Origin of the sequence: Pandoraea sp. NPDC090278 (assembly GCF_044772185.1) — a bacterium.
Classification (GTDB): domain Bacteria; phylum Pseudomonadota; class Gammaproteobacteria; order Burkholderiales; family Burkholderiaceae; genus Pandoraea.
On the sequence record NZ_JBIVYJ010000001.1, the window covers coordinates 1,124,348 to 1,150,060 of the forward strand.

The window sequence follows — 25,713 nt, forward strand, 5'->3', positions numbered from 1 at the left end:
GAAGGGTGTAAGCATTTGAAATTACGGGGAAAGTATGGTTTTGTTTGTCTGTAAATCGATTGGGGCTTTACGAATTTATTAAGAGATGCTATCAATTGGTAAAGGCTGAAATTTCTAGGAAATTTCAATGAAATTCACGGAAGATAATTTAAATTCCTTATTTTGATAATTAATTTGGTAATTGCAATTACTCGCGTAAGAATTATTCGTAAAACACGTCGAGGCCAGTCAACGCCGGGGAAATGCAGTTTTCGTATGCGAGGCGGAGAATCCATGAATGCTGATCGTGAATCAGTAGTGCATATCGTCGACGACGACGCTTCTATGCGGGCTGCGCTGGCCCGGCTGCTGTGCGCTTCGGGCTATGAGGCAAGGGAGTACGCATCTGCGGGGGAATTTCTAGTGAGCGAGCCGGATGAACGTCCGGGATGCGTTCTCATCGACCTTGAGTTGGGCGGGCCAAGCGGGCTCGACTTGCAGCGCACGCTGCGCCGCCAGGCATCGGCGTTGCCGGTCGTCTTCATGAGTGGTTACGGCGATGTGGCCCGGTCGGTCGAAGCGATGAAGGCTGGCGCAGTCGACTTTCTCATTAAGCCCTTCGGTCGAGACGCCCTTCTCGGTGCTGTGGAGACGGCGATCAGCCTTGTGCGTCGCCCCGGTGCTGCACCTGCACATGAGGCGAAATCCGTACTCAGCGACCGTGAAGAGATCGTGCTTCAGGGGGTTGTCAAAGGCCTTCGAAACAAGCAAATTGCGGCCGAGCTGGGGCTGTGCGAGCGAACCGTCAAAACGTGTCGCGCTGAACTGATGCGTAAATTCAGCGCAAACTCCCTCGCTGAACTGCTCAGAAACGCTGGCAAACGCACCGGGGCCGAAGCCGCCCTGCCCTCCGTCCAAATGTCGTGAGCGGCGCAGTAGTGGGAGCCGCCCGGGGTGTGGTGTCGCTGGCGGTCGTCGTTCTATGCAGCTTCGTCGTTCAAGACGCGCTAAGCGCAGAGCCGCCGAAGGTAGCGCTGCTTCGCGAGTATTGGCAGGAAGTCGCTGTAGTGATTTTCGTGATTGGCGCGCAGACCGTCACGATCCTGGCCTTGCTTCAGCAGCGCCGCGCGCGTCGTCGTGCCGAACTCGACGCCGCCAAACGTCGTGCCGACCTCACTCGTGCCTCGCGTATCGCGACCGTGGGCGAGTTGAGCGCGTCCATCGCTCACGAAGTCGGACAGCCGCTAGGGGCCATCCTGAGCAACGTAGACGCCGCCGATCTCATGATGCAAAGCGGCGACCCGAGCGACGCCGAAATTCGGGAAATTCTGAGCGACGTGAGGCGCGATGCCCTGCGTGCACACGACGTGATCGTGCGATTGCGTGCGCTACTGCAAAAGCAGGCGATTACGTATGCCCCCGTCGCCTTCGACGCCGTATTGGAGCGCGCGACATCCCTTGTGCATCCGGAGGCGCGTCGCCGCGGCATTGTGCTGCACACGGTCTTTGCCACCCGCGAGGCCCGGGTGCTTGCCGACCAGGTGCAGTTGCAGCAGGTCTTGCTCAACCTCTGCATCAACGCCATGGATGCCATGGAGAACGCGGAGCAGAAGGATCGCGAATTATCCGTCGCAACACGTCTCCTCGACGAAGGCGTAGAACTTGTCGTTGCCGACCGTGGCGTCGGCATCGCGGAGGGAGACGTCGAGCCATTGTTCGAAGCGTTCTATACAACCAAAGAGCGTGGCACGGGGTTGGGCCTCTCTATCGTGCGCTCGATCGCCGACGCACATCGCGGCAGCATTTCCGCCCGTTCCCGCACTGGCGGCGGGGCCGAGTTCGTCCTCTGGTTGCCACTTGCGATACCTGCCGCGCATCAATAAGGTGCGTTGACGACGATGAACTGGGTGCCCTGCGGTTGGTACCACGTGTTACCGCACTGTTGATAGATCATGCCGCGGTAGTTCACGGGCACACAGTTCGCCGGGACCGAATGCACTATCGATCCGACGACTGCCGCCGTCACGCCTACCGCGGCCGTGACGGCGGCGGCTGTTGCGACAGGATGGTAATCGTCGTCCCATCCGCCGTGATAGTAGCCACCGCCTTGGTTGTTGACGTTTACGTTCACATTGCGATTGACGTTGACGTTATTGTTATTGACGTTGTTCACGCTGGTGTTGCGAACGTTGCGAGTGCGGGCGTCGGGCTGCCGATTGCCTGCATTGCCCGCATTCGGGCGTTGTGCAGCGTTCTGACCAACCTTGCCTCCGCCTCCACCGGCGCGCTCACGCGCATGTCCCTCACCGCCGCCACGGCCCGCAGCTTCCGAGGGCGTTAGTGGTGCAAGAATGGCGGTCAGTGCGGTTGCGACGACACACAGGCGAACGAAGGGGGAGCGTCGTGTTGTCATGAGGTCACCCCTTGTTGGCAGGTAATTGAACGGCTTCGATCCGCTTGGCACCCGCTGGCGGCCGGAATTCGAAGGTCGACGGCTTGATGGAGAAGCCGGGTTGCCAGGACAGGATCGAAACGGACTGGGGACGTGCTTCGTCGTCCGTACGCGTCACCACGACCTTGCGTGGCAACGGCTTGCTACCGCTGGTGATCCATATCTGCCAGTCGATCCCGGCCTGCCGGAACGCGTAGTGGTCGCAGAGATCGTTACCGACATAGTCCTGTCCCGCGAACATCGCCGAATCGAATTTCTGATGCTGGGCGTCGGGCGTCCCCCACGAAAAGAGGTCGGCGAGCGGGAGTTCCACGCCGTATCGTGCGCGCAGTGCCTCGACCAGTTGGGCCAGCGTTCCGTCGAACGGCACCGATGCGTAGTACTTCTGCTTCGGCGAGTACAACGTTGCCTGCTTCCCGTCGTAAATGATCTCGCGCTCCGTACGCGCGCTCTTCATGACCGCGCGCAGCCGATGCGGCCGATCGACTTCGAGGGTGGCGTTCGCGCCGTGCTGGAGCTTTTGCCCGTCCGCCAGTACACGTTCCCCGGTCAGATCCGTAAACACGCGAAAGCGCTGGAGCGATTGCAGATAGGTGCCCATGGTGTGCAGCGCCTGAACCGCGTCGGGGTCGACACTGTTCTCCGACGCGGACGGCGCGCTTGCGGGGGCCGCCTGCTGCGCCCATGTCACGGTGACCGTCGATGCTGCACCTGTCGTGAGCAGCATCAGGATTGCCAACGCCTGTCGTCTCATCGTCATGCCTCGGTTAGGGGAGATACGGTGACGGGGAAATGCGCGAAGGTTGGCGCATGCCAATGCGAAGATGCTCGGCAGACGCTTTCGAATCAATGTAGCGCGCAGACCCGGCGAAGCAAAGGCGATTGCCCCAAATTGCCCGATGGGGAATTGCCGTTGCCCCAAGTACCAATGGCGGTTGTATCGTATTCCAAAGAAAAATGCCGTTATATGGACACGCCGCCTCATGACCACACCAAGGAAGCTCATCGCGATTCTGGAGGACGACACAGGCATGCGTCGCGCTGTCGAGCGCCTGCTGACGATCTCCGGATACCGTACGCGAGCCTTCACGAGCGCGGGGGAAGACGGCGTTGCCGACTGCATTCGCACGGCCTACTGCGTGGTTGCGGACGTGAACCTTCCAGGACTCTCGGGACCGGCGTTCTACCGGGCGTTGCCCTCCCCTCGCCCGCCGGTCGTGTTCGTCACGGCGTACGACAACGAAGCGGCGCGCGCGGAGATTCGGCACTCTGGCGGCCGGGAACTGCTGACCAAACCGTTCCTTGGCAACGACCTGCTATCCGCCATCGAACGCGCTGTGGGCTCGCAGCCGTGAGCCTCAAGCGCCGCGCGCACGGAGGTTGGACGTGTCGGTTCACGCTACCTTCGCCAACTGTGTGACTCGCTACACGCGGAAGTCGGCAGCCATGTCCTCGTCGCTACGTGCAACGAGCTTTCCCGAGCGGCATGCCTTGATGAAGGTCTCGTAGTCTTTCTGGTTCTGCGTTGCATACGCGAGCGCGTAGTCGGTCATCGCGTCGGCGAGGCGCTTCCCGTCGCCAATATACGAAGATATTTCCACGGCCAGCCCGCCGGATTTGGCGTGCGCCCGGGCCAGCGCCCATCCGCAGATTCGCGCATAACCCTGAAGAATCGTATCGTTCATGCGTTCGACTTCCGCAGAGACCTTCATGTCTCGCAACTGACGGAAGTAGAAGTGGCGTCCGTTCGGGCCAGTTGTCCAACCCAGAAATGCGTCGCTGGCGGCCTGAAGCAAGCGCTGCCCGGCAACCACACGGAGCCCCTGATGGTGCACCTTGCCCGTAGGAAAGTAGCGGGCAATGACCGATTCGCGGGCTTCCTTCACTTGCAGAAACAACGGCTTGCCGTGTGCGTCGACAAACAACATCACGAGACAGAAGGTCCCGACGCTGCCCACACCGACGACCTTGAAGGCGATGTCCTGGAGCTGGAACTGATCGATCAGCGCACGCCGGTCGACCGGGAGGGTGCCGACGTATTCGTTGAACGCCTGTGCCAGCTTGCCCTTCCAGGCTTCTGTGTTCGACCACGCATGCGCGTTGCCCAGCAGCGAGTTCGGACCGGCCGGATGGAACAGCGCAGGCGGCGCGTCCTGAATCGCCCAGCGGCCGTCCTCAAATACCGCAATCTTCTCGAGCATGGCTTCGTGCGACCGTCCAGCCGCTTTTTCTGCGGTTTTGCGGATCAGACGTCGCCCTTCACCCGTGACAGCCGCTTCTGCCATGCGATCGAACGTCACGATTTCGTGCCAGAGGTCGAGCGCGCTGTAGCCCGCATACTCCTGCATCCGCTTTCCATACTCGATCACGGCCGATGCCACGATGTCGCGAATCGTGCCGCGATCGACGCTCATGTGCTCGCCAGCGATGGCAAAGCTCGCGGCAAGGCGCTTCAGATCCCACTCCCACGGTCCCGGCGCAACCTCGTCGAAGTCGTTCAGATCGAATACCAATTGGCGCTCCGGCGTGGCGAAGCCGCCGAAGTTCATGAGGTGGGCGTCGCCGCAGATGGGGAATGTGAACCCCGTGGTGGTCGTTCGCGCCAGATCGTGCGCCTGAAGGACGGCGCTGCCGCGATAAAACGTGAAGGGCGAGACGGACATGCGGCCGTATCGCAGCGGCACCAGTGCGTCGACGCGGCCCGCGCTGTTCTGGCGTAGCAGCGTCACGGGATCGCGATCGACATTGCCGATGTCCGATTGCTTCGAACGGGGCGCGCGCTCACGCGCCAGCTTTCCAGCGGCCTTGCGTTGGTCAAGCGTCAAATCGCCGGGCATGGGGCACCTCCTGAGGTTGCGTGAATGCAGACGCGGTCACGGCCGCTGCTCTTGGCGGCGTATAGGGCTTCGTCCGCCGCTTGCAGCAGCGCTTCGGGCGTGCCGTTCGGTATCACCCCCGTGGCGGCGACGCCGATACTCACTGTCACATGGCCGTGCGGCGTGCCCTCGTGGGCAATGGCCAATGAGCGCACCGCCGTGCGCACGCGCTCGGCGACGTCGCGTGCGCCGATAGCGTCGGTGTTGGGCAGCACCACCATGAACTCCTCCCCACCGTAGCGCCCCGCGAAATCGCCCGGCCGCCGGATCGTACGTCCGATGGCGTGGCTCACGGCGACCAGCGCATCGTCCCCCGCCGGATGACCGTACTGGTCGTTGAACGTCTTGAAATGGTCGACGTCGATAAAGAGCAGCGCGAGGGGGGCCTGCTCACGCACCGAGCGACGCCATTCCCTGTCGTAGGTCTCATCGAGCGTGCGTCGGTTGGCCAGCCCCGTCAACGGGTCGGTGCTCGCCATTCGGTGCAACTCAGCCTCGGCGACATAACGTCGCTGGCGCTGCTTCCTGAGCAGGAAGGCGAGGATCAGACACCCCGCACCGAGCGTCGCAGTCAGCCCGCCCACCCACATTGCCCTTTCTCGCCACGCCGCGTAAATCTCGCTTCTCGGCGCGCGAATCTCGATCAGCATCCGCAAAGCCGGAAGGGGTTGCCGGACGTAGAGAAACTCGCCGTCTGCGCCCGAAACGTCAGGGGCTGGGGTTTGGGCGGTGAAGGCTATGGGCGGTACATCGCTTGCGACGGTGGTCCCGGTGGCCGTCGACGCGACAAGCACCACGCCGTCGTTGCGCATTAACGAGACGACACCTTTTGCCCCTGGTGCGAGTCCCGCGAATTGGCGTGAGAAGTAGCGGGCGTCGAGCGTGACGATGCCAACCCCGGCGAACTCCCCGTCATCGCGCCGGATGCTGTGCGTCATCAGCAGACCGCTACCCGCGCTCGCCGGGCATAACGCCGCCGATGTCGAGATCGAAAGTGCATCGCTGTTGCTTTGCCGGTGTGCATTGACGATGCGCTGAGCGAAGCGAAGATCGAGGCAGCCGGTCGACGGTAGTGCCTCATAAACGACCTCCCCTGCCTCACTCATGATCACGGCCTGCGCGTCGGTCTGCGATGCCGCGTTCGCTGGATCGCCAAACTGCGCCATACAGTTCGAAAGCTGTGCGCTCGGATCGCCATGACCTGCTGCACCGAGTGCGTCGAGTGCGCGCGCACAGGCAGCGACGTCATCGCCCACCGTGCGTGCAGCGAGCATCGCCACGCGCAGGTTCGCATCGCGCGCGTCGTCCCGAACCGCTAAACGGCCCTCATAGAGCAGCGTCGCGCGCACGCCGATCACGATGGCCACGGCAATGATCGCTGCAAGGACCGTCAGGCCGAGCGCACCGAACCAGCGACCGGCTTTCTGTGATGGAGGATGTGAAGTGTCGGGTGAATTCATGTTCCCTTGCGCACCATGACCAACGCGCTCCCATTCTTTTCGTAATCGCCGCACCGGGCTATCGGGAATGGGGGCAAGCCATTTGCCCGTCGGGGCAACGTGGTTGCCCTCGGCACGGATGGTCTGCTGGCAGGGCAGCCGCGACAATGACGCACGATGGCGATTGCGCCGCAACATCAACGACGCGAGTGGAGCATGACGGCAATACCACACACGAGCAGGCGCAGTGGCGGGCATGCGGCACGACGCAGGTTTCGTCGGCCGCTCGCCACGTGGCTCACCTCGCTCGCGAGCCTGTCCTGCCTGACGATGGTCGCCCCGGCCGCGTTCGCCCAATCGGCACCGCTGCGTGTCGGCACCGATGTCCGCAGTCATGCGAACAGCGTGCTGGCCATCATGAGCTACACGACGGTGCCCGACGTCACGACGAGTTCGCTGTCGATCAACAACGGATCGACCGGTAATCCCGGCTTCTGGCAGACGCAGCTGGGCGGTGGCTTCACGCTCAGTCGCTCGTTCCCGCTTTACCTCGAAGGCACCCTCGCCTATAGCCGGTACGACCCGACGTTCGTCGCTTCGGACGGTTCGGAATCGCGCGCACTGCCGGTCCGCTGGGACACGCTCAGCACGACGATCGGTGTGGGATGGGACATTCGTCTGGCCGACGAACTGGTGCTTCGGCCGATTCTGAACGGCAGTCTGGGACGCGTCGCCAGCGATCTCCGAGTCGGCGAAACGCTGCTGAATCGCGCGACCGATCTCGATACGCAATTCCTCAAGAATGGCGCGCTGAACGCTTATGGCCTCGGCGGTTCGCTGATGCTCGACTTCGAGCACTATCGCGAGACCTACGAAATCGACGTCGAACTGCGTCTGACGAACATCCATCTGCGCAGTTTCGGCAGCTCGTCCGCTGGCGTGCAAGGCAGCGCCAACGCCCAGCAATTCAGCCTCTGGTCGCGTTGGCGCGCACCAACCGGCCTGCGCGCGCTCGACCGGCCGGTGCGCTACGTACTTGAGGCGGCCTATTCCCAATACTTCGGGGACAGTGCCGGGGTGCTGGGCTTCAACAATCTGACGTCGCTGGGTGTGGGGCTGGAACTCGACAGCAGTAAGTATCCGGTGGTCGTCACACGCACGCGTTTGATGGCTCGCTATGTCTTCGGCCACAACGTGCAAGGCGTCTCGTTCGGCTTCGCCATGAGCTTTTGAGCGGCCATCGCCCTGCCCTAAGCGTCAGATCAGCGCTTTGGCGACCTTGCCGAGTACGGCGGTGAGGGGGAGTTGCAAGGCTGCGACGTAAAGCATCGGCACCGCGGCGGGCACCACGATCGCCACGATGGACATTTTGCTCAATGGCACAGACCGCATGTGCGCCACGGCGTCGTAGATGGTGTGAATGTCCGCGACGGGGCCCAGCTCGGGGGCGTCGAGAATCTCCGGTTTGCCGATGTCGCGATGCAGAATCCAGCGCTCGTGGACAAGGCGATCATGATGCGCGACAAGACTCCCGTATTCGAAGATCGCGCGTCGCTTGAGCCTGCCCAAAGGCATGGCGAGCGGCAACAATGGCAAGAGGAACACGACCGAGATCAACGCGGCAGTGGCGATCAGCAGCGTCTTCATCTGCATGGCGCTCGCGCCGTGGTAGACCACCTCGTGCGCGAACGATGCGGCGATGACGGCCGAAACGGCAAACGCCACCGGGCTGAAGATGAAGGCCATGCGCTCCACGAAGCTCAAACCGCCCACTCGGTCAGGGTGCGAAGGCACCAGCGCGAGCGGTAGCTTGCCAATCCGAAAGAGCAGAATGAACAGCAGGCACGCGCGCCAGAGCCAGGCGAGCAGCATCACAACGAAGAGCGGCCGGATGACGAGCACGAACCACCAGCCGCCGAAACTGATATCGGCGATGTGCGTGCCGTGGTTCATCCAGACCACATCTTCCACGTCGCCCCACAGGGCGCGGGTCGTCGACCATGCGAGCGTTGCGCCAACCATGATCACCCACGGCAACGCGCGGTCGCGAAGCAGCGACATACGTGTGAGCTGCCGTCGAAAGTCGGGGAGCGTCTCGTCGGTGATGAGACCGGAGTCGACGAAGTATTTCAGGAGCGGTGGCATCAGATTCTGGGCCACGCCTTCGGCAATGACCATCAGCGGAATGGTGATCAGACAGCGCACATGGATACCGAAATGCGCCACGAGTGTGTCGTCGCCGGTGCTGTTAAAGGCCCGACCCGTCAGGACTGCCCATAGCGCCAGCGGTAGCCAGGTCACAGCGGCGAAGATCAGCGCGCGTCGCACGATCCCCATGCCTGCGGCAGGGATGAGGAAGATCCTGCGCTGGAGATGAAACCCCAGATCGCCTCGCACCAACGACAAATCCACCTCTGGCAGATCCGAAGATTCGGAGGGGCTCGGGGCCGCGGGACGAACGACGTTCTCCATGAGTGTCTCCTTGCCGCGCTTGCAGGCACACGTGGACAGGCTCGTAGTCTTTCGCCGAACGCGCGCCCGCGCCATCGGGGTTTCGGGCAACCAATTTGCCCCCCGGGGCATCACGCTTCGCGGGAGAATCGCCTCAGGTCTGCTGTGGCAATTCATATCAGGAGCGTCCATGACGATCTGTGCGGCTACACACGCAAATTCCGCGGGCAACGAGCGAAACGATGTGATGCCCCGGTCACCCTGCAAAACGGCCATCCAGCTCGCAGGCCTATGGGTGTCGCTCATCGTGTGTCTGACGCTGCTCTCTGTCGTGCCGACCGCGTTCGCACAGACCTCACACCCCGCTGCGGCACCCGACGCACCCGCCGCCGACCTTCGCTACATGGATCGCCCGATCACGACGTTTCGCGCATCGCTCACCGGGGCCACACCGCAGCAGCGCGCCGAGCGCTCCTATGCCGCGCTGGATGCGCTGCCGGAGAGCATTCTGCGCTTACCGACGCAGGCGGTTCAGGGTTCGCTGGGACCGAATCGCGGCGTGGTCTTCCGTCGCGGTGACCGCATTCTCTTCGCCTTGCTAGAGGGCGACGTCGACGAGGCAGACAACCGACCGTTCGACGTCATCGCAAGCGAGACCCAGACGCGGCTGGACGCCGCGCTGGCAGCCCGGCAGGCGCAACTGCATTGGCCCAACATTATTCGCGGCATACTAATGTCGCTGCTCGCGACGGTCGTGCTGACGATACTGGTGTGGACGGCGGGACGACTGCAAAGCCGTCTGCAAACGCGCCTTCAGTACGCCGTCGAGGCGCATTTGCTTCGTCGCACTTCCAAGACGTTCGACTGGACGGGTTCTGCGTTCCATCTGGTGCGGCAAATCGTTCAGTTGCTTTTCCTGTTCTTCGTAGCTGCGCTCATTTACGTCTATCTCATCTATGTGCTGGAACGCTTTCCGGTTTCAGAACCCATGGGCGAGCGTCTGAGCGATTTCCTCTGGAACCTGCTTAATACCTTTGCACTGGGTATCGTCAACGCGATTCCGGGGCTCATCGCGATTGCCGTGATATTCCTGCTGACGCGTGCCCTGCACAATCTCATCAACAACGTTTTTGCAGCGATCCAGCAACGTCATCTCAACGTGCCGGGCTTACATCCCGACACAGCGGACGCCTCGCGCCGCATTGTGGCCATCGTCGTGTGGGCTTTGGCACTGACCTTCGCGTACCCGTATTTTCCGGGCGCGCAGAGCGATGTGTTCAAGGGGCTGAGCGTGTTGCTCGGTCTGATGGTGTCGCTGGGGTCGGCGGGCATCGTCAATCAACTGATGAGTGGCATTGTCGTCACGTACAGCCGGGCATTTCAGGCGGGCGATATGGTGCAGATCGGCGACACGGCAGGCGTCGTGGTAAGCGTGGACACCTTGTCGGTGAAATTGACGAATGTCAGACAGGAAGAGGTCACGATCCCCAACGCCGTCGTCGTGGGGGCCATCGTGCATAACTTTTCGAGTCGCGACGGAAAAGCGCCCGCGCTGGTGGTCACCTCTGTGACGATCGGATACGACACGCCGTGGCGACAGGTACACGCCATGCTGTGTCTGGCGGCGGCGCGGAGCCACAGCATTGCGCAGTCGCCGCAGCCGTTCGTGTTGCAGCGTTCGCTGTCGGACTTTTACATCGAATACGACCTGCATGTCGCGCCCGTCAATCCGGCACAACGTCTCTTGATGCTGAGTGAGCTGCATAGCCAGATCGTCGACGTCTTCAATGAATTCGGCGTGCAGATCATGTCGCCCCATTTCGAGGAGCAGCCGGAAGCGCCGGTGATTATCCCGCCGGACGGCTGGACACCGTCCCCCGCAAAACCTGCGTCGGACTCGGGCAAGACGAACGGTACCGAGGTCTGACGGGCAATTCCCGTCGCCGAACTGCCCTTCGGGGCAATCGAGGCTGCCCGAAATACCAATGGCGATGTCGTGTCACAGAACTGACACTGCAACGCAGACGCCTGCGGTGGCATATACCGACATGGAAGACGGGCGTCGTATGTCCACCTGGCGGTGAACGATTTATTCCACTTTGCGGAGACAGTCATGCAAACACGTCGTCACTTCGTAGGCGCTTCCGTCGTTGCGGCCGCCCTGGTCGTGGCTTTGTCGGGATGCTCGACGACCGGCAGCGCGCCGGCCACGCCCGAAGCCAATGCGTCACGTAAGCAGTCCATCGACGCGGCCGCCGAAGGCACGCTCTCGCGACTGTTCTCCACCGTGCCCGGTTCGCGCGAGCTCGTGGGTAAAGCGCGTGGCGTGCTGGTATTCCCTTCGGTCATTCAGGCTGGGGTGATCGTGGGCGGGCAGCATGGCGACGGTGTCCTGCGTGTCGGGACAACCTCGTCGGGCTATTACAGCATTTCGTCTGCCTCGGTGGGCGCACAACTCGGAATGCAGTCCAAGTCGATGGTCTATCTGTTCATGACGCAGGAGGCGTTCGACAAATTCCGCAACGCCAGCGGCTGGTCGGTGGGTGCGGATGCTTCAGTGGCAGTCGTCAAACTCGGGGCGAACGGTCAGGTCGACACGACGACGACCACGCATCCGGTTGAAGTGTTCGTGATGACCAATAGCGGCCTGATGGGCGATCTCTCGCTTTCCGGGACCAAGATCACGCGGCTGGATATCTAAGGGCGACGCGCCCGCGCCCATTGCGTAAGCTGGGGTGGCGGGCGCTTCTTGATTGCGGCATTCACGTCCGGATCGCGCTGCGTCCAGCGTGAATGCCGCGTTGCCTTTCCGTCACCGGGTTTTCACGATGTCGTTAGGTTTCCAGGTCTGATCGAAAAAGGCCTGCTGCGGTGAGTAGAGTCGGAAGATGACGAAATAGCCCTTGCCCGGAACTGTCTGAAGCCAGTTCTTCTCCTTCCCGGCAGGGGCCGACGGACCGAAATAGAGGTCGAGAGACCCGTCCGCATTCTGCACAGGCTTGTCCATCTGATTCAACGACGGGAAAGGCTGACCGTTGGCCAGGCCCGATGCCGTGGTGGCGTCGTACACCGTCGCCGACCAGAAGTTCTTCGCCGGAATGTTGGGCGGCAGATGCAGCGAGTAGTTGTTGCCGCCGTCAAGGAAGTTGCCGTCCTTGTCGCGGAACGTGACCGGATACTTGGCCCCGGCATCAACAAGATTCACCACCATACCCGGACTCGCGGAATAGGCTGCGGTGAAGAACCCTGTGCGTTGCTCGAGATTCGTAAATGTGCCACCGGCCTGGAACGACGTATTCTCGCCAGCGAACACGTTGATCCATTGCCTGTCTGGATAGTATTGACTGCCCGGTTCTTTTTGCGCGAGATCCACCATGACGATCTTGCTCATCTTGAATCCGGTCTGGGCTGCCTGATCGAGGAGTGCCCTATCGTCCTTCGACGGGTTAAAGGGCTTGCCCTTCTCGATGCCAATCGTATGCAGGAAGCCTCGCATGTCGAGATCGCTCGGGTCGACCGCTTCGCTCTCCACCATGCGTGACAGCATTTCGAAGTAGGTCACGTCTCTTGGGAAGAGCAGATTGGCTGGCTTCTCATTGGCGTTCGGAAACTGCATCGGCTTTGCGGCAGATTTCTGCCCGACGGGATAGATGCGAGTCGCCTCGATCTGCGCATTCGGCTTGGAAAGATCTTTCGGGTCGCTGAAGAAGGCACGCCAGAACAGGAAGACGTTATTCGTCCGGGAGCGATAGACGAAAGCGCCTTTCGGGATGCCTTTGGGTTCGCCCTTGAAGTCTGGCGGCAGCAGCACGTAGGTGCCCCCTTTTCCCTTGTCAGGACCGGCGAAGCCGACGTCGCCAATCCAGGTGCGATCGCCATTCTTCGGCCCGATGAGCGGACGCTGGAAGAAGTCGTCGAAGATGCCTTGCACGCCTGCAGGGACTTCCACGACCAGTGGGCCATCCTTGTGCAAATCGAGATATCCCATCGCATAGACCACATCCGAATTGGGCGTGGTGACTTGCGTCGTCGCCTTGATCCGCTCCTTCCACACAGGTAATACGTTGTAGCCCGCGCCGAAGGTTTTCTCCGAGCCTTCCTTCATCGCCCACATGTTCACTGCGGGCAATGCCCACAGATAGACCTGTGTAGCGCGCTGAAAGATCAATTCATTGCGCATCGCCTGCGATGTGCCCGCCGTGGGGTAATCCTTTTTAAAGGCCGAGGTTGCCAGTGTCTGATAGTGAGAGTCAGGCGTCTGTGCGTGGGCGAGCAATGATGTGAACAACGCGACCGATGCGAAGGCGGCGCGACGCATAGCGAATTGGCGCATTTGGATACCCCGTGAAATGGAAGGTCAACGCGTGACGAGCGGACGCTAGTCGCTAGCAATCTAACCAGATGCCATCCACATGAAAAGCCAGTTGCCCCAAATTGCACCAATGGGCAATACGGTTGCCCCAAGTTCCTATATCGCCATGCCTGTATCCGTGAGCGACACTGGGCAGATTGCCCTAATCGCGAATTTAGCTGAGTGTCGTGTGTCCCGTCACATTAGTTCGCGATACCACGCTGAAAGCGCGTCGCTACCCGCGACGCCGTTGCGCCACATGCATGCCGTCAATGCGTCCTCAAACTCCTCGGTGCCCTCCTCGAACTTCTCGTGGATCGCGTCGTTCGACAGATCGTCCCGCAGAACGTCGATGGCCGCTTCGACCGCCTGCTGTGCGCGTTGTGGAAGTTGCGACAGCAACTCCGTCAACGCGTTGATTTCAGCTTGTACTTCGCCATCGCTCTTCTTTGCCATGGTGCTTTCCTATTCAAAAATTTAGTCATCACTTTTCCGAACATCGGGGGATGCGATCCTGGCCGCTCAACGAGCGCAATTGCTTCCAGCTCGATTTCGGACAGTCTTTGGGCTTCCTGGCAGGTATGCACAACGCCCGGTATGTGTCGATTTGCCTATCCGTAAGGCATTTGTCGAAATCCTTGATCCCAAGATATTTGGGTGGGAGAACGGCAAAACTGCTTGTGACAATTGTCGTCAAAGTCGTCGCAAGCACGAAGTGTAATGAAAGTCGCATGACTCACCCCTCAATCCCAAAATGGCTTCGAAACGCCGCAGGCGGCAATCCGAATTTCCGCTGGAAGGCCCGGCGCATTTGCTCTTCCGATGTGAATCCACATCGGTCAGCGATCAGTGAAATGCCGCTGGTTGTCGTCTCGAGCATCAGCCTGGCTCGCGAAAGCCGTACGTCCTGTACGGCAGCGTACGGTGAACATCCCATGGCCAGCTTAAAGCGTCGCTGAAACGTTTGCGGCGTCTGGCCCATTTCCGCAGCCAATTCTTCCACACTCCACCGCTTATTCGGGCTAACGGACACTTTGTTCATCAGCGCCGAGAATTCCTGTGCACCCGCGCTTTCCTGCATCAGCAGTGTTTCACTGAACTGCGCTTGCCCTCCCGGCCGTCTCAGATAAACCACCAACTTCTTTGCAATCGAAGCGGCAACGCCGTAGCCGCAGTCGCTTTCGACAAGCGCGAGGGCAAGATCGATGCCCGCCGTGACCCCAGCCGACGTCCAGACGTTGCCGTCGTTGACGAAGATCGGCGTTGTTTGAACGTCGATGTTTGGATAGGCGGCTTGAAGTGCATCACAGCGCCCCCAGTGGGTCGTTGCGCGGCGACCATCCAGCACGCCAGCGGCCGCTAGCAGAAAGGCACCAGTGCAAACGGAGCAGAGCCGCCGGACGGTGGGTTGCGCGAGGGAAATCGCGTCGGTGATGGCGATGTCGGTGCAGGCTTTGTCGACGCCGGGACCGCCCGGAACGATGACCGTATCCGCTTGCGCGAGACGCCCCAGCCCTTCCTCCACCAGAATGTCCGGCCCTGCACTGGCATGCACCCGGCCGGGTCTCGCCGTGATCGTCGTCAGCACATACGGCGGATGGAGAACGTCCCGGTTCGCCAGCGCGAAGACCTGCATCGGTCCGACCAGATCGAGGGGCTGATACCCGTCATAGACAAGAAAAACGACGTTGCGCGGCGGCGGTGACGGAAAAGGCGGGGTTTTTGAGTTTTTTTCCATTCCTCGCTACCTAGAATCGGATCGTTCACTTTCGACGAGAGACCGATGTTATGACGAATGCGCAACTCCGTGTGGGTGTGGTGATGTTTGCGGGCATGACCCAGCTCGATATGACGGGGCCTTTGGAAGTCCTGAGCGCCGTGCCCGGCTGGACGGTGGATCTCGTCGCCCCGACGATGTCGCCGGTGCTTTGCGGCAAAGGGTTTGCTTTCACGCCGACTGTCGACTTCGAGAGCGCGCCCCAGTACGACCTGCTTGTCGTGCCCGGCGGCCCCGGCGTGGACGATGCCATGCTTGACCCGGCCATTGTCACGTTCGTGCGGACGCAAGCCGCCCACAGTAGTTACGTGTTCGGCATCTGTACCGGCTCCCTGCTCCTCGCCGCTGCCGGATGCCTCACCGGCCGTCGCGCCAGCTGTCATTGGCAAGCCGTCGAATTCCTGACGTACTTCGGTGTGATTCCGAGCCGGGATCGAATGACGATCGACGGTCGTTTCTTTACCTCTGGCGGCGTGACTGCCGGGATCGACATGGCGCTCAAAGTCGTCGGTGAACTGGCGGGCGTTGAGGTTGCACAGGGCATTCAGCTTCTCATCGAATACGACCCGGAGCCGCCGTTTCAGGCGGGCGTCCCCGAGACAGCCCCTGCCGCCGTTGTCGAGCGACTGAAGGCGTCCACCACGGCGCGTCGGGAACGCCGATTGCAGGCCGTGCTAAGTGCATCGAAAGCGGCCGGGTTCGCATAACCGCCAGGCAGGATTTGATGGCTGACAACGATAAGCGCATCGAAGCGCATACGACACGGCAGACAGGAAGCGTCAAATGAAAGCAAGCGACATGGTGTTACACAATCAAGCGTTGCCGCACGGCACGGACGATGTATCCGAAAAGCGGGTCGACTGGCGAACGATTCTCCTGGCCAGCGTCGGCGGAGGACTAGAGTTCTACGACTTCATCGTGTACGGGATTTTTGCGCCCTATGTGGCGAAAGCCTTTTTCCCGACGGGCAATGGTGCGACGTCGATGATTGCCACGTTTGCCGCCTTTGCCGTGGGCTATCTTGCGCGCCCGCTTGGTGGGGTCATTCTGGGTCACATTGGAGACAAGTTGGGACGTCGGCTGGCGTTCCAGTTCTCGCTCGTGCTGATGACCGTGACCACGGCAGGCATGGCACTCATGCCGTCCTATCAGTCGATTGGCGTGACGGCGAGCATCGCGTTCGTGTCGTTACGCTTTCTACAGGGCGCGTGTATTGGCGGCGAGTTGCCCGGCGGGATTGCCTATGTCGTTGAGTCGGCTCCAAAGAGAAGCGGCTTGGCATGCGGCGTCATGTTTGCTTGTGTGAACTCGGGGAGCCTGCTGGCTGCGATTGTCAGCATCGGGTTGCATGCGTGGCTGACGGATGCGGAGATGCTGGCTTACGGTTGGCGGGCGGCATTCCTCGTGGGCGGTGGACTTGGGGCTGCGGGTGCGCTGATGCGTAGCGGGCTCAAGGAGACGGCACTCTTCCTGTCGATCAGACAGCACAAGCGCACGAAGCTTCCGGCAGTCGAGGTCTTGCAGCGTCACTGGTTTCAGGTCATCGCTACCATTGGTATCGTCGGGCTGAATCAGGCACTCATTGCGCTGCTGAGCGTCGCGATGGTCCCGTATCTGACGCAAGTCGCGATGTATTCGGCTGACGTGGCAAGCAAACTTGTGATGTTCTCCATCGCCATCTTGTCGATCTTCATCGTGATCGTGGGGTATCTCAGCGATTTCCTCGGCAAACCGACGCTCTACCTGATCGGGGCCGTGATGATTTCGGCGGGCGGCTATCCGTTTTATGGGACGGTAGCGAACGGTGCCGTCAGTCCCTATCTGCTGTTTGGCGTGGCGGCACTGATCGTGTCGCTGATTGCCGGGACGTTTGGCTCACTCGCCGCCGACCTGTTTCCGACGAATCTGCGGTTCAGTGGACTCGCCATTGCCTACAACGCTGCTGCTGCGCTGCTTGGCGGATTCACGCCGCTGGTGACTTCATTGCTGACCGGCCTCACGCGCGACCACGCCGCGCCCGGAATCTTTATCGCTGCGGTGTCGGTCATCGGCACGGTTTCGGTTATCGCGATTCTTGTAGCGAAGCGGTGGAATGACGGTGGCAATGCGACGCTGGTCTAGTTCGGCGAACTACCGTGATGCAGGCGACGCTGGGAAGAAGTGGTAATAGATAACGACACCGGCAATCAACAAGACAATGATGAGTGCCAGGTTCCGCCACTGACGTCGTGTCGATGGCAAGTCCGTTATTCCGGATTCACCGGACCACACTGACAGCACGACTACGGCAATCGCCACCACAATCATCGTGCTTTTGGCTAGCCAACCAAATGCAATCTCGGCAATTCGCGACGCGCTGAAGCGACGACGAAAGAGGCGTCGCGACGGGGGGATGGATTCATCAAAGTCGGTCACAGATTGTCCGGGGCCATTTAGATAATTTGGAATCCGGAAAAGATATCAGATCGCATGACCTTAGTACTTGAACCGGCCCAGAATCTCGATTTCCCCCTTCTTTCCCGGCCTCACTCCGGATAAAGCGCAGCGCACACCGCCATGACTTGTGCGCGAAGCCAGCACTGCGCGGGGTCATGATCGAGGCGTGGGTGCCAGATGGCCGAGACGTTGAATTCCGGTGTCTCGACTGGCAGGACAAATGATTGCAGGCCCTGTTCTGCCGCATAGTTTGGCAAATGGGAATTGCCCAGACAGGATTGGGGAACGACGGCGAGCAGGTCCGACTGGCGCACCAGTTGCATCGCACTCGTGTACGACGCTACGACGATAGGCAGCGCCCTCCCCCGCTCGCCCAGTTCCAATGCGGCGTCGACTGGATTTTCTGCATCGCCGGTGCGCGAAACCATCACATGGCCATACGCCAGCCATCGCTCGATGGTGATCTGCTTCTTGCCCAGCAACGGATGCCCTTTGCGGCACACGCCGACATATCGGTCGCGGAAGAGCCGACGCGCGCGCACCTCCGGTGCCGACACTTTGACGGCGCCAATCTCCAGATCGATCAACCCTTCCCGTAGCGGCTGGGCATTCCAGTCCGACTTAGGCGCGAAGCGCAATTGCACGCCCGGTGCCGCGCGATGAATCCGTTCCACCAACGCCGCACCAAGCAAGTCGATGAACCCTTCTCCCGCTCGCAAAGTGAAGCGCTGCTCTAGCGTCGCCGGATCAAATCGATATTCGGCCCGACTCAGAACCGCTTCGGCTTCTCTCGCCAGCGCCGGGATGCGTTGACTCAAACGCTCCGCGTACGGCGTCAGCACGAGCGTTCGGCCTGCCTGCAACAGCAGACGGTCGCCGGTCGTCGCGCGCAGACGTGTGAGCGTCCGGCTCATGGCGGACACGCTGATTTTCATGCGCTCAGCAGCTTTGGTAACGCTACGTTCGCTCAGCAGGGCATCCAGCGCCGTCAGAAGATTGAGGTCGATTCGTGACATTCGCTCAGGATAATCCAAAAGCCACGATGCATGGCGTCAGACGCAAGCCATGATTGCAGGCGAGGCGTCTTGTGCAACCCGGCGGTGGGCTGGAGAATTGAACAGGTCAACCAGTCAAAGGGAAACACCATGCAAACATCCATCGACCCTGTACCCACCATTCTGCTCGTTGGCGCATCGCGCGGCCTCGGGCATGCGATGGCCGCCGAATTCGTAAAGCGCGGATGGCACGTTGTAGGGACCGTACGGGCTGGCAGCCAGGACACGCCACTCCACGATCTGGCCGCCGCACACCCGGAACAAGTCGATATCGAGACGCTGGATATCACGCGTCCAGAGCAGATCGCGGCGTTGCACGAGCGGCTCGGTCACCGGAAATTCGACATTCTCTTCGTTAATGCGGGAACGACGAACCCGGATCCGACGCAAACCATCGGTGAAGTCTCGACCGAGGACTTCGTGGACCTGATGATCACCAATGCGCTCAGTCCGATGCGGGTGGTAGAAAGCCTATGTGATCTCGTGCCCACGGATGGCCTCATCGGCATCATGTCGTCGGGGCAAGGGAGCATCGCGGATAACGAATCCGGTCAGCGCGAACTCTATCGCGGCACTAAGGCTGCACTGAACCAGTTTATGCGCAGCTTTGCGGCACGTCAGGCAACGGCCACTCAGCGCGCCATGCTGCTGATCGCACCGGGCTGGGTGCGTACCGACCTGGGTGGCCCTGAGGGACGCCTGTCGATTGACGAAAGCGTCCCCGGCGTTGTGGACGTGCTGCTGGCGAAGCGCGGACGACCGGGACTGGAATATCGGGATTACCGGGGGCAGACGGTTCGCTGGTGATAGCGGTATCCGCCCCCGGTGCCTCAATTCGCCGTCAGATACTTCCGAAAATCCCCGTCCAGCGACGCGAGCGACCGGTCGATCGTCTGACGATGCGTATCGATCCACTTACCGTCGGCGCTCAGTTCGCTATCGGTGCGCGCCAGCATGCGCTTCATCTCGGCCGGTTGCGGGCCGCCGGACGTTGCACGATGTTTGACGATGGCGACCGGATCGAGCGTCGCGCGGAATTGCGCCTCGCTCATCGGCAGATCTCCTCCGCTAACTTTCATCTCCGTGAGCGTCTGCTTGAAGATACGCTGGGCTTCGGCATACGGGAACTGGCTCGGACGCAGGTCATGCGCCTTGGCGTAATCGACGATCTCCGACGCAAAGTGATGCCCCACGCGGAACGGCAGTCCGTAGTCGCGCATCAGCACGTCGGCGACTTCCTGCGATGCTGTCCAGTCGCTGTCGAGTTCATCGAGCGCGCGCTGCGGATCGATCACCAGTGCGTTGAGCACACGATCCCAGCGCTTGAGCAGCGCCGTCGTCTTGTCGAGCACCGCCATGTTTTCGTCGATGTGCTTTGCGTCGCTCATCCCGGGCGGGATGTTGTGCGCGGTGATCGCACGCCCGACGCCGAGCGTTACGACCATCGATGCCGCCGTGCGGGTGTCGTTGAGCAGCCCGGGGTTACGCTTTTGCGGCATGGCGCTTGAGACGTAAGTGTTGCCACCGCCTTCGCGAAGCAAGATCCACGGACGCGGCTGCGCATACTGCACCATCACATCCTGCACAAACGCGGACGTATGCAGCGCAATGCTCGTCGCCAGTGCGCCAATCTCCACCGGCAGGTCCGTCGCCGCGATTTGGGCCGCATCGTACGCGTTGTCGACCTTGTCGGCGAAGCCGAGCGCGTGCGCCATCTTGTCGCGATCGAGCGGCCAACTGGTGCCGTTGAGCACGGTGGTTCCCATCGGCGACAGATCCACCCGTGCATACAGCTCATGCAGACGTTGAGCGTCCCGCTGCAATCCGGCCACATGACCCAGCAAATAATGCCCGTAGCTATTCGGCTGCGCTGCGACGCCATTCGTGTAGTTAGGCACGACGGTCGATTCGTACTGTTGCGCGAGTCGACGAAGCGTCGCCGTCGTCGTGCGTAATTGCGCGGCGAGGACGAGCAACCGATCGCGATACATCGCAGCGCGCACGGTCGCGAGCATGTCCTGACTGGAGCGTCCGGCATGCAGCAATGTCGCTTCGACGCCCGCCGCCTTGATCAGCAACGGCTCGAACGTGATCACCAGATCCGGGCGCGCGCCACCTGGCTGATCGCCCGCGCGCAGCACCGTGTCGAGTCCCTGAGCGATGTGCGGCGCCAGCTTCGCGTCCAGCAACCCTTGATGGGTGTTGATGACCAACGACGCCTTGTTGATCTCGCCTAGCCAAAAGAAGGCGTCTCGCTGAGGCGCTACGGCGACCGTATCCGTTGAGGTTTGCGCCATGGCCTGTGTACCAAGCATCGTCATAAGGCAAAGTCCTAGTCCGGCAATTTTTGTCTTGCGCACTGCGTGTCTCCTGATCCTGACGGCGTCCGAAGGGGGATCGGCGCCGGTGTTTTGTGCAGTCGATCACGATACTCCGGCCGACGAATGCGATCAACGCGGCATCGGCATTGGGTTGGCTAACGGGAGCTTGATGTCCTCACCTCGGCGCCAATGCGTGACAGCGTATTCCGCGCGCGCTCGCTCATCGTCCGACAGTACCTGTTTCACCTCGTAATCTGCGCCGTACTTCTCGCGCGAGTTACGCGACAGCGTCATCCATGCATAACCGCGAGCCGGATCGTAAGGCACCAGTTCGCCTTCAAGGCTCCACCTAGCGACAGACTTGCTGCAACGACGGCATGCAAGGCATTGCGATGCACGCACGCGAACAGCCTCGCCCTAGCCCGATGGCCGAATTCGCCATGCACTGCATGCTTTTTTTGGTCGACGACGTTGATGTTGCTCACCCCCGCCCCCTCAGATCTTGAACGTGGCCTTGCTTGGCCGTGGGATCTCGTTCATCTGCCGTTCGAGTTTTTCCTTTAGCAATTGCTTGTCTATGGAGGTTCTCGCGAAATACGCGAGCAAACCCGCAGCCTCGTCCGCGTCGTCCATGATGTCCGGCAGCGCCCCGCGCAAGGTCATCACCATATCTGCCGCTGTATTTTTGACGTGGGCGCTCTTGGTTTGCTCGTGAACGTCGAAAAGGCCTTCTATGAGGCTCACTGCCTGGTGTGCTTTCATGCGTCACTCCCCGAAGTTGGTGGTCCAAAGCGATGTCCGGCCCACAGGATTCTAGCCGCCGACGATGCATTCGCCGACGGCCCCGGCAGCTCGCATTGACATATCGGAAAATCTCGATACAATCCCGCCCATGGATTTGCTCGAAATCTTCAAAGCGCTCTCGAACCGCACTCGCCTTGAGATCCTGAAAGGACTCAAGGATCCCGTGAAGAACTTTCCGCCTCAGGACGAAGGCGACGTTCACACGGTGGGTGTTTGCGTCAGTAGCATTCAGGAAGGCGTCGGCCTGTCGCAGTCGACCGTGTCGGACTACCTGGCAACGCTGCAACGCGCTGGCCTCGTCGAAGTACGACGCATTGGTCAGTGGACCTACTACAAGCGCAATGAAGCCACCATCAGTGCCCTTGCCCGCATGATCGGGAAGGAACTGTAATCGACGTCCGTTTTTTTTATCCGCAAATATCGATAAATCCCGATATCCCGGTTTATCGAATCAGGAGCTATCAATGAAAGCAGTCGTACTGAAGTCGTTTGGCGGTCCGGAATCTTTCGCGTTCGAAGAAGTGCCGACGCCCGCCCCTCACGCCGGACAGGTGTTCGTCAGGGTCCATGCCACATCCATCAATCCGCTGGATTATCAGGTGCGACGCGGGGACTATCCGGACCTCGTTCCTTTGCCAGCGATTACCGGGCATGACGTTTCCGGCGTTGTGGAGGCTGTCGGGCCGGGCGTCACAGGTTTCTCTGTCGGCGAGGAGGTCTGGTACACCCCGCAGATCTTCGACGGTCCCGGCAGCTATGCCGAGTACCACGTCGCTAACGAGCGCATTGTCGGCAAGAAGCCCCCTTCCCTGTCCCATCTCGAAGCGGCCAGCCTGCCTCTGGTTGGCGGTACGGCGTGGGAAGCGCTGGTCGAACGTGCGGGACTGCGTGTTGGCGAGAGCGTTCTCGTTCACGGCGGTGCGGGCGGTGTCGGACACGTGGCGATTCAGCTCGCCAAAGCCATGGGCGCTCGTGTGTTCACGACCGCACGTGAGGCAAACGCACCGTTCGTCCGGGAAATGGGGGCCGACGTTGTGATCGATTACGAGAAGGAGGACTACGTCGACGTCATCCTGCGCGAGACGAACGGCTACGGTGTCGATGTCGTTTTCGACACCATCGGCGGCGACACATTGTCACGCAGCCCCGACGTGCTCGCACAACTCGGCCGCGTCGTCACGATCGTGGACATTGCGCAGCCGCAGAACCTCGTGCAGGCGTGGGGCAAAAACGCCAGCTATCACTTCGTCTTTACACGGCAGAACCGAGGCAAGCTCGACGAACTGAGCGCGCTGGTCGAGCGCGGCCAACTGCGGCCACATGTCGGTGCGGTCTACTCGCTTGCCGACATTCCGGTGGCTCACGCTCTGCTTGAGCGTCGCAACAACGGCCTGCGGGGAAAGATTGCGATTGCGGTCGTACCCTCGTCCGAAGCGTAATTCGTCGGCGTGCGCCGTCTCAAATGCGCACGCCCGACATACCCGCGAGAATGGCCGCCGCGATTAGTCCGCTTGCGACCACGCCAATCATCCACAGGCGAGTCACGACTCGCCGGTCGGCACCATGCGCGTTCAGCACGACCCGCAGCCCCGCCACCAAGTGCCCCAGAACGAAGAACACACCGAGCGCATAGTGCGGCAACAGGCGAATGTTCCAAGCGTCGTGAATCAGCCCCGTGGGTGCGCCTGTCGCGAAATTCCAGTCGGTTGGAATACCGAGATACCAACGGGCGTAGATGAACACCGAGTTCATGTGTCCGAGGATGAACAGCGACAGATAGGCACCCGATGCGATCTGAAACGTGCGGAAGAAATCCTGTCGTGCCGCACTCCAACGCCAGGTCAGATAGAGGCCGCTAACGATCTGGAACAGGAATGCTGCGACGAGCACCGGTTCGACGACGCTGGCGCGATAGACGGTTTGACCTACATCCATGACGGCTGCGTGCGCGCTGGGACCGACGAGCCCCGTCAGATGATTGCCAAGATGGAAGAATACGTACAGACAAAGAATCATGGCACTCACGCCGTGCGCCACTCGCCATTTGCCGAGACTCGGGGCGGCTTGTGGACGCGGTTCGGTTCGTGAGGCACGCATCGCAATCAGTATCGCAGCGAGCCAAATTAAGCACCACACCCACGGATCCGGAATGGGACTCCCCAGAAGCGTTTGGACAACGCCGAGGAAAACATACAGTGTCGGTGCGACGACGCTGAAATACGCCAGCCGACGAAGTGCCGTCGGGAGCGCTTTGCGGCACGCGACTGCAATCCCAAGTACCGGCGCAGCGAACGAGAGCAGCAACACGAACGTGGCCCCCGCGGTGTCGACCGCCCCCAACGTCGCGCCGGGCGCACCGACCACCGCGTGAAACAGCATCAGCAGAAATGGATAACAGATGGCGGCCAGCGGCGCGACAAAGACGAGCGGGGCGATGCTCAGCGTCGTCGGCTGGGCCGCACCGTCAAGCGTCTGCGCATCGTGTGCAAGCACGGTGTTATCCCGAAAGGGATGTTCGGACATGGCCACGTTACTTCCCTCCTCGCTTGCCCAACGGATCGGCCGCTTCGAACGCAGCGGTCCGATCGGCGAGCGGCGGATAGATGTAGATGCTGTTGATCCATTGCTTTCGGGCTTTGGACTCAGCCCCTTGCATGATGATTTGCCGGTCCCAGCCCGCCGTGTGAACCGCCCCCCACGGCCCCAGATCGAGGCCGGTGCCGTAACGCGTCTGGCGATAGGGCAGCGTCGGTTGCCCCAATAGCGATGCGGCAACGTTGTTGCCCGCAAATCGCCCCATCTCCAACGCGTGCTGGCACGACATCATCGTGGTGTGGCCCTCGTCGTCGGTGGCCGCACACGCCGTATCGCCCGTGGCGAAGACATTTGCGAGCGTTGGCACCCGCAAGTCGTCCTCGACCAGCAGACGGCCGAGGCGGTCGCGTTCTGCGAGAAGCTGCTGCGTCAGATTGCTGGCGCGCACGCCCGCCGTCCACACGACGGTCTGCGCATCGATGCGCTCGCCATTGGACAGCACAACGCCCTGTGCATCGAAGCGCGCCGCCGATACGCCGAGACGGCATTCGACGCCGAGTTCGGACAAAGCGGTCTCGATCACCGGACGCGGGCCGGGGCCGAGATCCGGGCCGATGTCGGCTGCCTTCTCCACGACGATGACGCGCACGTTCGCGTCCGCACCGAGAATTCTGCGCAGACGCGACGGCAGCTCGGCGGCAATTTCGATCCCGGTAAAACCACCGCCTGCGACGACAACCGTGTTGCGGGTATCGCTTTTTTGCTGCTGCACCAGGCCGTGCAGATGCTCGTCCAGCTCGACGGCTTCCTCGATCTGATCAATGCTGAAGGTGTGCTCCAGCAACCCGGGAATGTCCGGGCGGACCAGTCGGCTGCCGGACGCGAGCACCAGACCGTCGTAGCTCAGCGTGACGCGCGATTCGCCGGAGGGGCTGACGATGCCGACTTCGCGCGCCACGGTATCGATCCGGTCGACGGTGCCTGCGACGAACCGGATGCCCGTGGCGTCGAGCAAGCCGAGCAGCGGCACCGCCATTTTCCCGGGGACGTCTTCGTAAAGTCGTGGACGAACGACGAGCATCGGCTCCGGCGCGATCATCACGACCTCGATCTCATCGCACGACACATCGTGCTGGTCCAGCAATCTGGCGGCGGCAAGCGCGCTCCACATACCGGCAAATCCTGCACCGATCACCACGATTCGTTTCTGCATTACATCGATCTCCGCTCAGGCGGT

Annotated in this window: 24 protein-coding genes; 11 read left to right on the forward strand and 13 right to left on the reverse strand. The window is 61.1% G+C overall.

Annotated elements, in window-relative coordinates:
• Nucleotides 1-273: 273 nt before the first annotated feature.
• Nucleotides 274-906 (forward strand): response regulator transcription factor, encoded by a 633-nt coding sequence (locus tag ACIQWO_RS04845; protein WP_402819879.1) that lies wholly within the window; start codon nt 274-276, stop codon nt 904-906.
• Entirely contained in the window at nt 903-1,862 is a 960-nt protein-coding gene (locus ACIQWO_RS04850) for a sensor histidine kinase (RefSeq protein ID WP_402819882.1), read from the forward strand. The genes ACIQWO_RS04845 and ACIQWO_RS04850 overlap by 4 nt, the downstream gene beginning before the upstream one ends.
• Here the strand turns inward: ACIQWO_RS04850 and ACIQWO_RS04855 are convergent.
• Both ACIQWO_RS04855 and ACIQWO_RS04860 read right to left on the reverse strand, forming a co-directional pair.
• Nucleotides 1,856-2,392, reverse strand: a complete 537-nt coding sequence (locus ACIQWO_RS04855; RefSeq protein ID WP_402819885.1) for a hypothetical protein — start codon at nt 2,390-2,392, stop codon at nt 1,856-1,858. The genes ACIQWO_RS04850 and ACIQWO_RS04855 overlap by 7 nt on opposite strands.
• Before the next feature lie 4 nt (nt 2,393-2,396).
• Nucleotides 2,397-3,191, reverse strand: a complete 795-nt coding sequence (locus ACIQWO_RS04860) for a DUF2092 domain-containing protein (protein WP_402819888.1) — start codon at nt 3,189-3,191, stop codon at nt 2,397-2,399.
• 223 nt (nt 3,192-3,414) lie between these two features.
• On the opposite strand from ACIQWO_RS04860, the gene ACIQWO_RS04865 reads away from it, so the two are divergent.
• On the forward strand, nt 3,415-3,786 hold the full coding sequence (locus ACIQWO_RS04865; protein ID WP_402819891.1) for a response regulator: 372 nt from the start codon (nt 3,415-3,417) through the stop codon (nt 3,784-3,786).
• Nucleotides 3,787-3,855: 69 nt separating this feature from the next.
• Here the strand turns inward: ACIQWO_RS04865 and ACIQWO_RS04870 are convergent, their stop codons facing one another.
• Both ACIQWO_RS04870 and ACIQWO_RS04875 read right to left on the reverse strand, forming a co-directional pair.
• Nucleotides 3,856-5,268, reverse strand: coding sequence for a DUF2252 domain-containing protein (locus ACIQWO_RS04870; protein ID WP_402819894.1), 1,413 nt, complete (start codon nt 5,266-5,268; stop codon nt 3,856-3,858).
• Complete coding sequence (locus ACIQWO_RS04875; RefSeq protein ID WP_402819897.1) at nt 5,253-6,767, reverse strand: diguanylate cyclase; 1,515 nt, start codon at nt 6,765-6,767, stop codon at nt 5,253-5,255. The genes ACIQWO_RS04870 and ACIQWO_RS04875 overlap by 16 nt, the downstream gene beginning before the upstream one ends.
• Nucleotides 6,768-7,076: 309 nt before the next feature.
• Between ACIQWO_RS04875 and ACIQWO_RS04880 the strand changes: the two genes are divergently transcribed.
• Nucleotides 7,077-7,979 carry a hypothetical protein gene (locus ACIQWO_RS04880; protein WP_402821830.1) on the forward strand — a complete coding sequence of 301 codons (903 nt, stop codon included), beginning with the start codon at nt 7,077-7,079 and terminating at the stop codon, nt 7,977-7,979.
• Nucleotides 7,980-8,003: 24 nt separating this feature from the next.
• On the opposite strand, the gene ACIQWO_RS04885 is transcribed toward ACIQWO_RS04880, so the two are convergent.
• Nucleotides 8,004-9,218, reverse strand: a complete 1,215-nt coding sequence (locus tag ACIQWO_RS04885) for a hypothetical protein (RefSeq protein WP_402819900.1) — start codon at nt 9,216-9,218, stop codon at nt 8,004-8,006.
• A 226-nt stretch (nt 9,219-9,444) separates the two neighbouring features.
• Here ACIQWO_RS04885 and ACIQWO_RS04890 point away from each other — a divergent pair, with 226 nt between their 5' ends.
• Both ACIQWO_RS04890 and ACIQWO_RS04895 read left to right on the forward strand, forming a co-directional pair.
• On the forward strand, nt 9,445-11,124 hold the full coding sequence (locus ACIQWO_RS04890) for a mechanosensitive ion channel family protein (RefSeq protein WP_402819903.1): 1,680 nt from the start codon (nt 9,445-9,447) through the stop codon (nt 11,122-11,124).
• Between the two features lie 186 nt (nt 11,125-11,310).
• Complete coding sequence (locus tag ACIQWO_RS04895) at nt 11,311-11,898, forward strand: YSC84-related protein (protein ID WP_402819906.1); 588 nt, start codon at nt 11,311-11,313, stop codon at nt 11,896-11,898.
• A 111-nt stretch (nt 11,899-12,009) separates the two neighbouring features.
• Here ACIQWO_RS04895 and ACIQWO_RS04900 read toward each other — a convergent pair whose 3' ends face one another.
• From ACIQWO_RS04900 to ACIQWO_RS04910, 3 genes are all read right to left on the reverse strand, one after another.
• Nucleotides 12,010-13,530 (reverse strand): DUF1254 domain-containing protein, encoded by a 1,521-nt coding sequence (locus ACIQWO_RS04900; protein WP_402819909.1) that lies wholly within the window; start codon nt 13,528-13,530, stop codon nt 12,010-12,012.
• 216 nt (nt 13,531-13,746) lie between these two features.
• The gene (locus ACIQWO_RS04905) at nt 13,747-14,004 is read right to left on the reverse strand and encodes a hypothetical protein (RefSeq protein WP_402819912.1); all 258 of its coding nucleotides are present in this window, start codon (nt 14,002-14,004) and stop codon (nt 13,747-13,749) included.
• Nucleotides 14,005-14,284: 280 nt separating this feature from the next.
• A complete protein-coding gene (locus ACIQWO_RS04910; RefSeq protein ID WP_402819915.1) occupies nt 14,285-15,286 on the reverse strand; it encodes a GlxA family transcriptional regulator in 1,002 nt (333 codons plus the stop codon).
• A gap of 50 nt (nt 15,287-15,336) precedes the next feature.
• Between ACIQWO_RS04910 and ACIQWO_RS04915 the strand changes: the two genes are divergently transcribed.
• Nucleotides 15,337-16,032, forward strand: coding sequence for a DJ-1/PfpI family protein (locus tag ACIQWO_RS04915; protein ID WP_402819918.1), 696 nt, complete (start codon nt 15,337-15,339; stop codon nt 16,030-16,032).
• A 76-nt stretch (nt 16,033-16,108) separates the two neighbouring features.
• Complete coding sequence (locus ACIQWO_RS04920) at nt 16,109-17,446, forward strand: MFS transporter (protein ID WP_402819921.1); 1,338 nt, start codon at nt 16,109-16,111, stop codon at nt 17,444-17,446.
• A 404-nt stretch (nt 17,447-17,850) separates the two neighbouring features.
• Here ACIQWO_RS04920 and ACIQWO_RS04925 read toward each other — a convergent pair whose 3' ends face one another.
• Complete coding sequence (locus ACIQWO_RS04925) at nt 17,851-18,777, reverse strand: LysR family transcriptional regulator (protein ID WP_402819924.1); 927 nt, start codon at nt 18,775-18,777, stop codon at nt 17,851-17,853.
• Nucleotides 18,778-18,906: 129 nt separating this feature from the next.
• On the opposite strand from ACIQWO_RS04925, the gene ACIQWO_RS04930 reads away from it, so the two are divergent.
• The gene (locus ACIQWO_RS04930) at nt 18,907-19,623 is read left to right on the forward strand and encodes an SDR family oxidoreductase (RefSeq protein ID WP_402819927.1); all 717 of its coding nucleotides are present in this window, start codon (nt 18,907-18,909) and stop codon (nt 19,621-19,623) included.
• Nucleotides 19,624-19,646: 23 nt separating this feature from the next.
• Here ACIQWO_RS04930 and ACIQWO_RS04935 read toward each other — a convergent pair whose 3' ends face one another.
• Both ACIQWO_RS04935 and ACIQWO_RS04940 read right to left on the reverse strand, forming a co-directional pair.
• Nucleotides 19,647-21,137, reverse strand: coding sequence for a lyase family protein (locus tag ACIQWO_RS04935; protein ID WP_402819930.1), 1,491 nt, complete (start codon nt 21,135-21,137; stop codon nt 19,647-19,649).
• A 495-nt stretch (nt 21,138-21,632) separates the two neighbouring features.
• Complete coding sequence (locus tag ACIQWO_RS04940) at nt 21,633-21,899, reverse strand: hypothetical protein (RefSeq protein WP_402819933.1); 267 nt, start codon at nt 21,897-21,899, stop codon at nt 21,633-21,635.
• Nucleotides 21,900-22,029: 130 nt separating this feature from the next.
• On the opposite strand from ACIQWO_RS04940, the gene ACIQWO_RS04945 reads away from it, so the two are divergent.
• Both ACIQWO_RS04945 and ACIQWO_RS04950 read left to right on the forward strand, forming a co-directional pair.
• Nucleotides 22,030-22,332, forward strand: coding sequence for a helix-turn-helix transcriptional regulator (locus ACIQWO_RS04945; RefSeq protein WP_150662659.1), 303 nt, complete (start codon nt 22,030-22,032; stop codon nt 22,330-22,332).
• A 73-nt stretch (nt 22,333-22,405) separates the two neighbouring features.
• Nucleotides 22,406-23,380, forward strand: a complete 975-nt coding sequence (locus ACIQWO_RS04950) for a zinc-dependent alcohol dehydrogenase family protein (protein WP_402819938.1) — start codon at nt 22,406-22,408, stop codon at nt 23,378-23,380.
• Between the two features lie 19 nt (nt 23,381-23,399).
• On the opposite strand, the gene ACIQWO_RS04955 is transcribed toward ACIQWO_RS04950, so the two are convergent.
• Nucleotides 23,400-24,464, reverse strand: a complete 1,065-nt coding sequence (locus ACIQWO_RS04955) for a hypothetical protein (protein ID WP_402819941.1) — start codon at nt 24,462-24,464, stop codon at nt 23,400-23,402.
• Between the two features lie 7 nt (nt 24,465-24,471).
• Nucleotides 24,472-25,689, reverse strand: a complete 1,218-nt coding sequence (locus tag ACIQWO_RS04960; protein ID WP_402819944.1) for an NAD(P)/FAD-dependent oxidoreductase — start codon at nt 25,687-25,689, stop codon at nt 24,472-24,474.
• Nucleotides 25,690-25,713 lie beyond the last annotated feature (24 nt).

What these genes read in the sequence shown, in the direction of transcription:
- ACIQWO_RS04920 (WP_402819921.1), top strand. Translation starts at nt 16,109, where the DNA reads ATGAAAGCAAGCGACATGGTGTTACACAATCAAGCGTTGCCGCACGGC.
- ACIQWO_RS04960 (WP_402819944.1), bottom strand. Translation starts at nt 25,689, where the DNA reads ATGCAGAAACGAATCGTGGTGATCGGTGCAGGATTTGCCGGTATGTGG.
- ACIQWO_RS04950 (WP_402819938.1), top strand. Translation starts at nt 22,406, where the DNA reads ATGAAAGCAGTCGTACTGAAGTCGTTTGGCGGTCCGGAATCTTTCGCG.
- ACIQWO_RS04885 (WP_402819900.1), bottom strand. Translation starts at nt 9,218, where the DNA reads ATGGAGAACGTCGTTCGTCCCGCGGCCCCGAGCCCCTCCGAATCTTCG.
- ACIQWO_RS04945 (WP_150662659.1), top strand. Translation starts at nt 22,030, where the DNA reads ATGGATTTGCTCGAAATCTTCAAAGCGCTCTCGAACCGCACTCGCCTT.
- ACIQWO_RS04870 (WP_402819894.1), bottom strand. Translation starts at nt 5,268, where the DNA reads ATGCCCGGCGATTTGACGCTTGACCAACGCAAGGCCGCTGGAAAGCTG.
- ACIQWO_RS04890 (WP_402819903.1), top strand. Translation starts at nt 9,445, where the DNA reads ATGCCCCGGTCACCCTGCAAAACGGCCATCCAGCTCGCAGGCCTATGG.
- ACIQWO_RS04940 (WP_402819933.1), bottom strand. Translation starts at nt 21,899, where the DNA reads ATGAAAGCACACCAGGCAGTGAGCCTCATAGAAGGCCTTTTCGACGTT.
- ACIQWO_RS04905 (WP_402819912.1), bottom strand. Translation starts at nt 14,004, where the DNA reads ATGGCAAAGAAGAGCGATGGCGAAGTACAAGCTGAAATCAACGCGTTG.
- ACIQWO_RS04955 (WP_402819941.1), bottom strand. Translation starts at nt 24,464, where the DNA reads ATGTCCGAACATCCCTTTCGGGATAACACCGTGCTTGCACACGATGCG.
- ACIQWO_RS04880 (WP_402821830.1), top strand. Translation starts at nt 7,077, where the DNA reads ATGGTCGCCCCGGCCGCGTTCGCCCAATCGGCACCGCTGCGTGTCGGC.
- ACIQWO_RS04925 (WP_402819924.1), bottom strand. Translation starts at nt 18,777, where the DNA reads ATGTCACGAATCGACCTCAATCTTCTGACGGCGCTGGATGCCCTGCTG.
- ACIQWO_RS04935 (WP_402819930.1), bottom strand. Translation starts at nt 21,137, where the DNA reads ATGACGATGCTTGGTACACAGGCCATGGCGCAAACCTCAACGGATACG.
- ACIQWO_RS04865 (WP_402819891.1), top strand. Translation starts at nt 3,415, where the DNA reads ATGACCACACCAAGGAAGCTCATCGCGATTCTGGAGGACGACACAGGC.
- ACIQWO_RS04860 (WP_402819888.1), bottom strand. Translation starts at nt 3,191, where the DNA reads ATGACGATGAGACGACAGGCGTTGGCAATCCTGATGCTGCTCACGACA.
- ACIQWO_RS04845 (WP_402819879.1), top strand. Translation starts at nt 274, where the DNA reads ATGAATGCTGATCGTGAATCAGTAGTGCATATCGTCGACGACGACGCT.
- ACIQWO_RS04915 (WP_402819918.1), top strand. Translation starts at nt 15,337, where the DNA reads ATGACGAATGCGCAACTCCGTGTGGGTGTGGTGATGTTTGCGGGCATG.
- ACIQWO_RS04855 (WP_402819885.1), bottom strand. Translation starts at nt 2,392, where the DNA reads ATGACAACACGACGCTCCCCCTTCGTTCGCCTGTGTGTCGTCGCAACC.
- ACIQWO_RS04900 (WP_402819909.1), bottom strand. Translation starts at nt 13,530, where the DNA reads ATGCGCCAATTCGCTATGCGTCGCGCCGCCTTCGCATCGGTCGCGTTG.
- ACIQWO_RS04895 (WP_402819906.1), top strand. Translation starts at nt 11,311, where the DNA reads ATGCAAACACGTCGTCACTTCGTAGGCGCTTCCGTCGTTGCGGCCGCC.
- ACIQWO_RS04910 (WP_402819915.1), bottom strand. Translation starts at nt 15,286, where the DNA reads ATGGAAAAAAACTCAAAAACCCCGCCTTTTCCGTCACCGCCGCCGCGC.
- ACIQWO_RS04875 (WP_402819897.1), bottom strand. Translation starts at nt 6,767, where the DNA reads ATGAATTCACCCGACACTTCACATCCTCCATCACAGAAAGCCGGTCGC.
- ACIQWO_RS04930 (WP_402819927.1), top strand. Translation starts at nt 18,907, where the DNA reads ATGCAAACATCCATCGACCCTGTACCCACCATTCTGCTCGTTGGCGCA.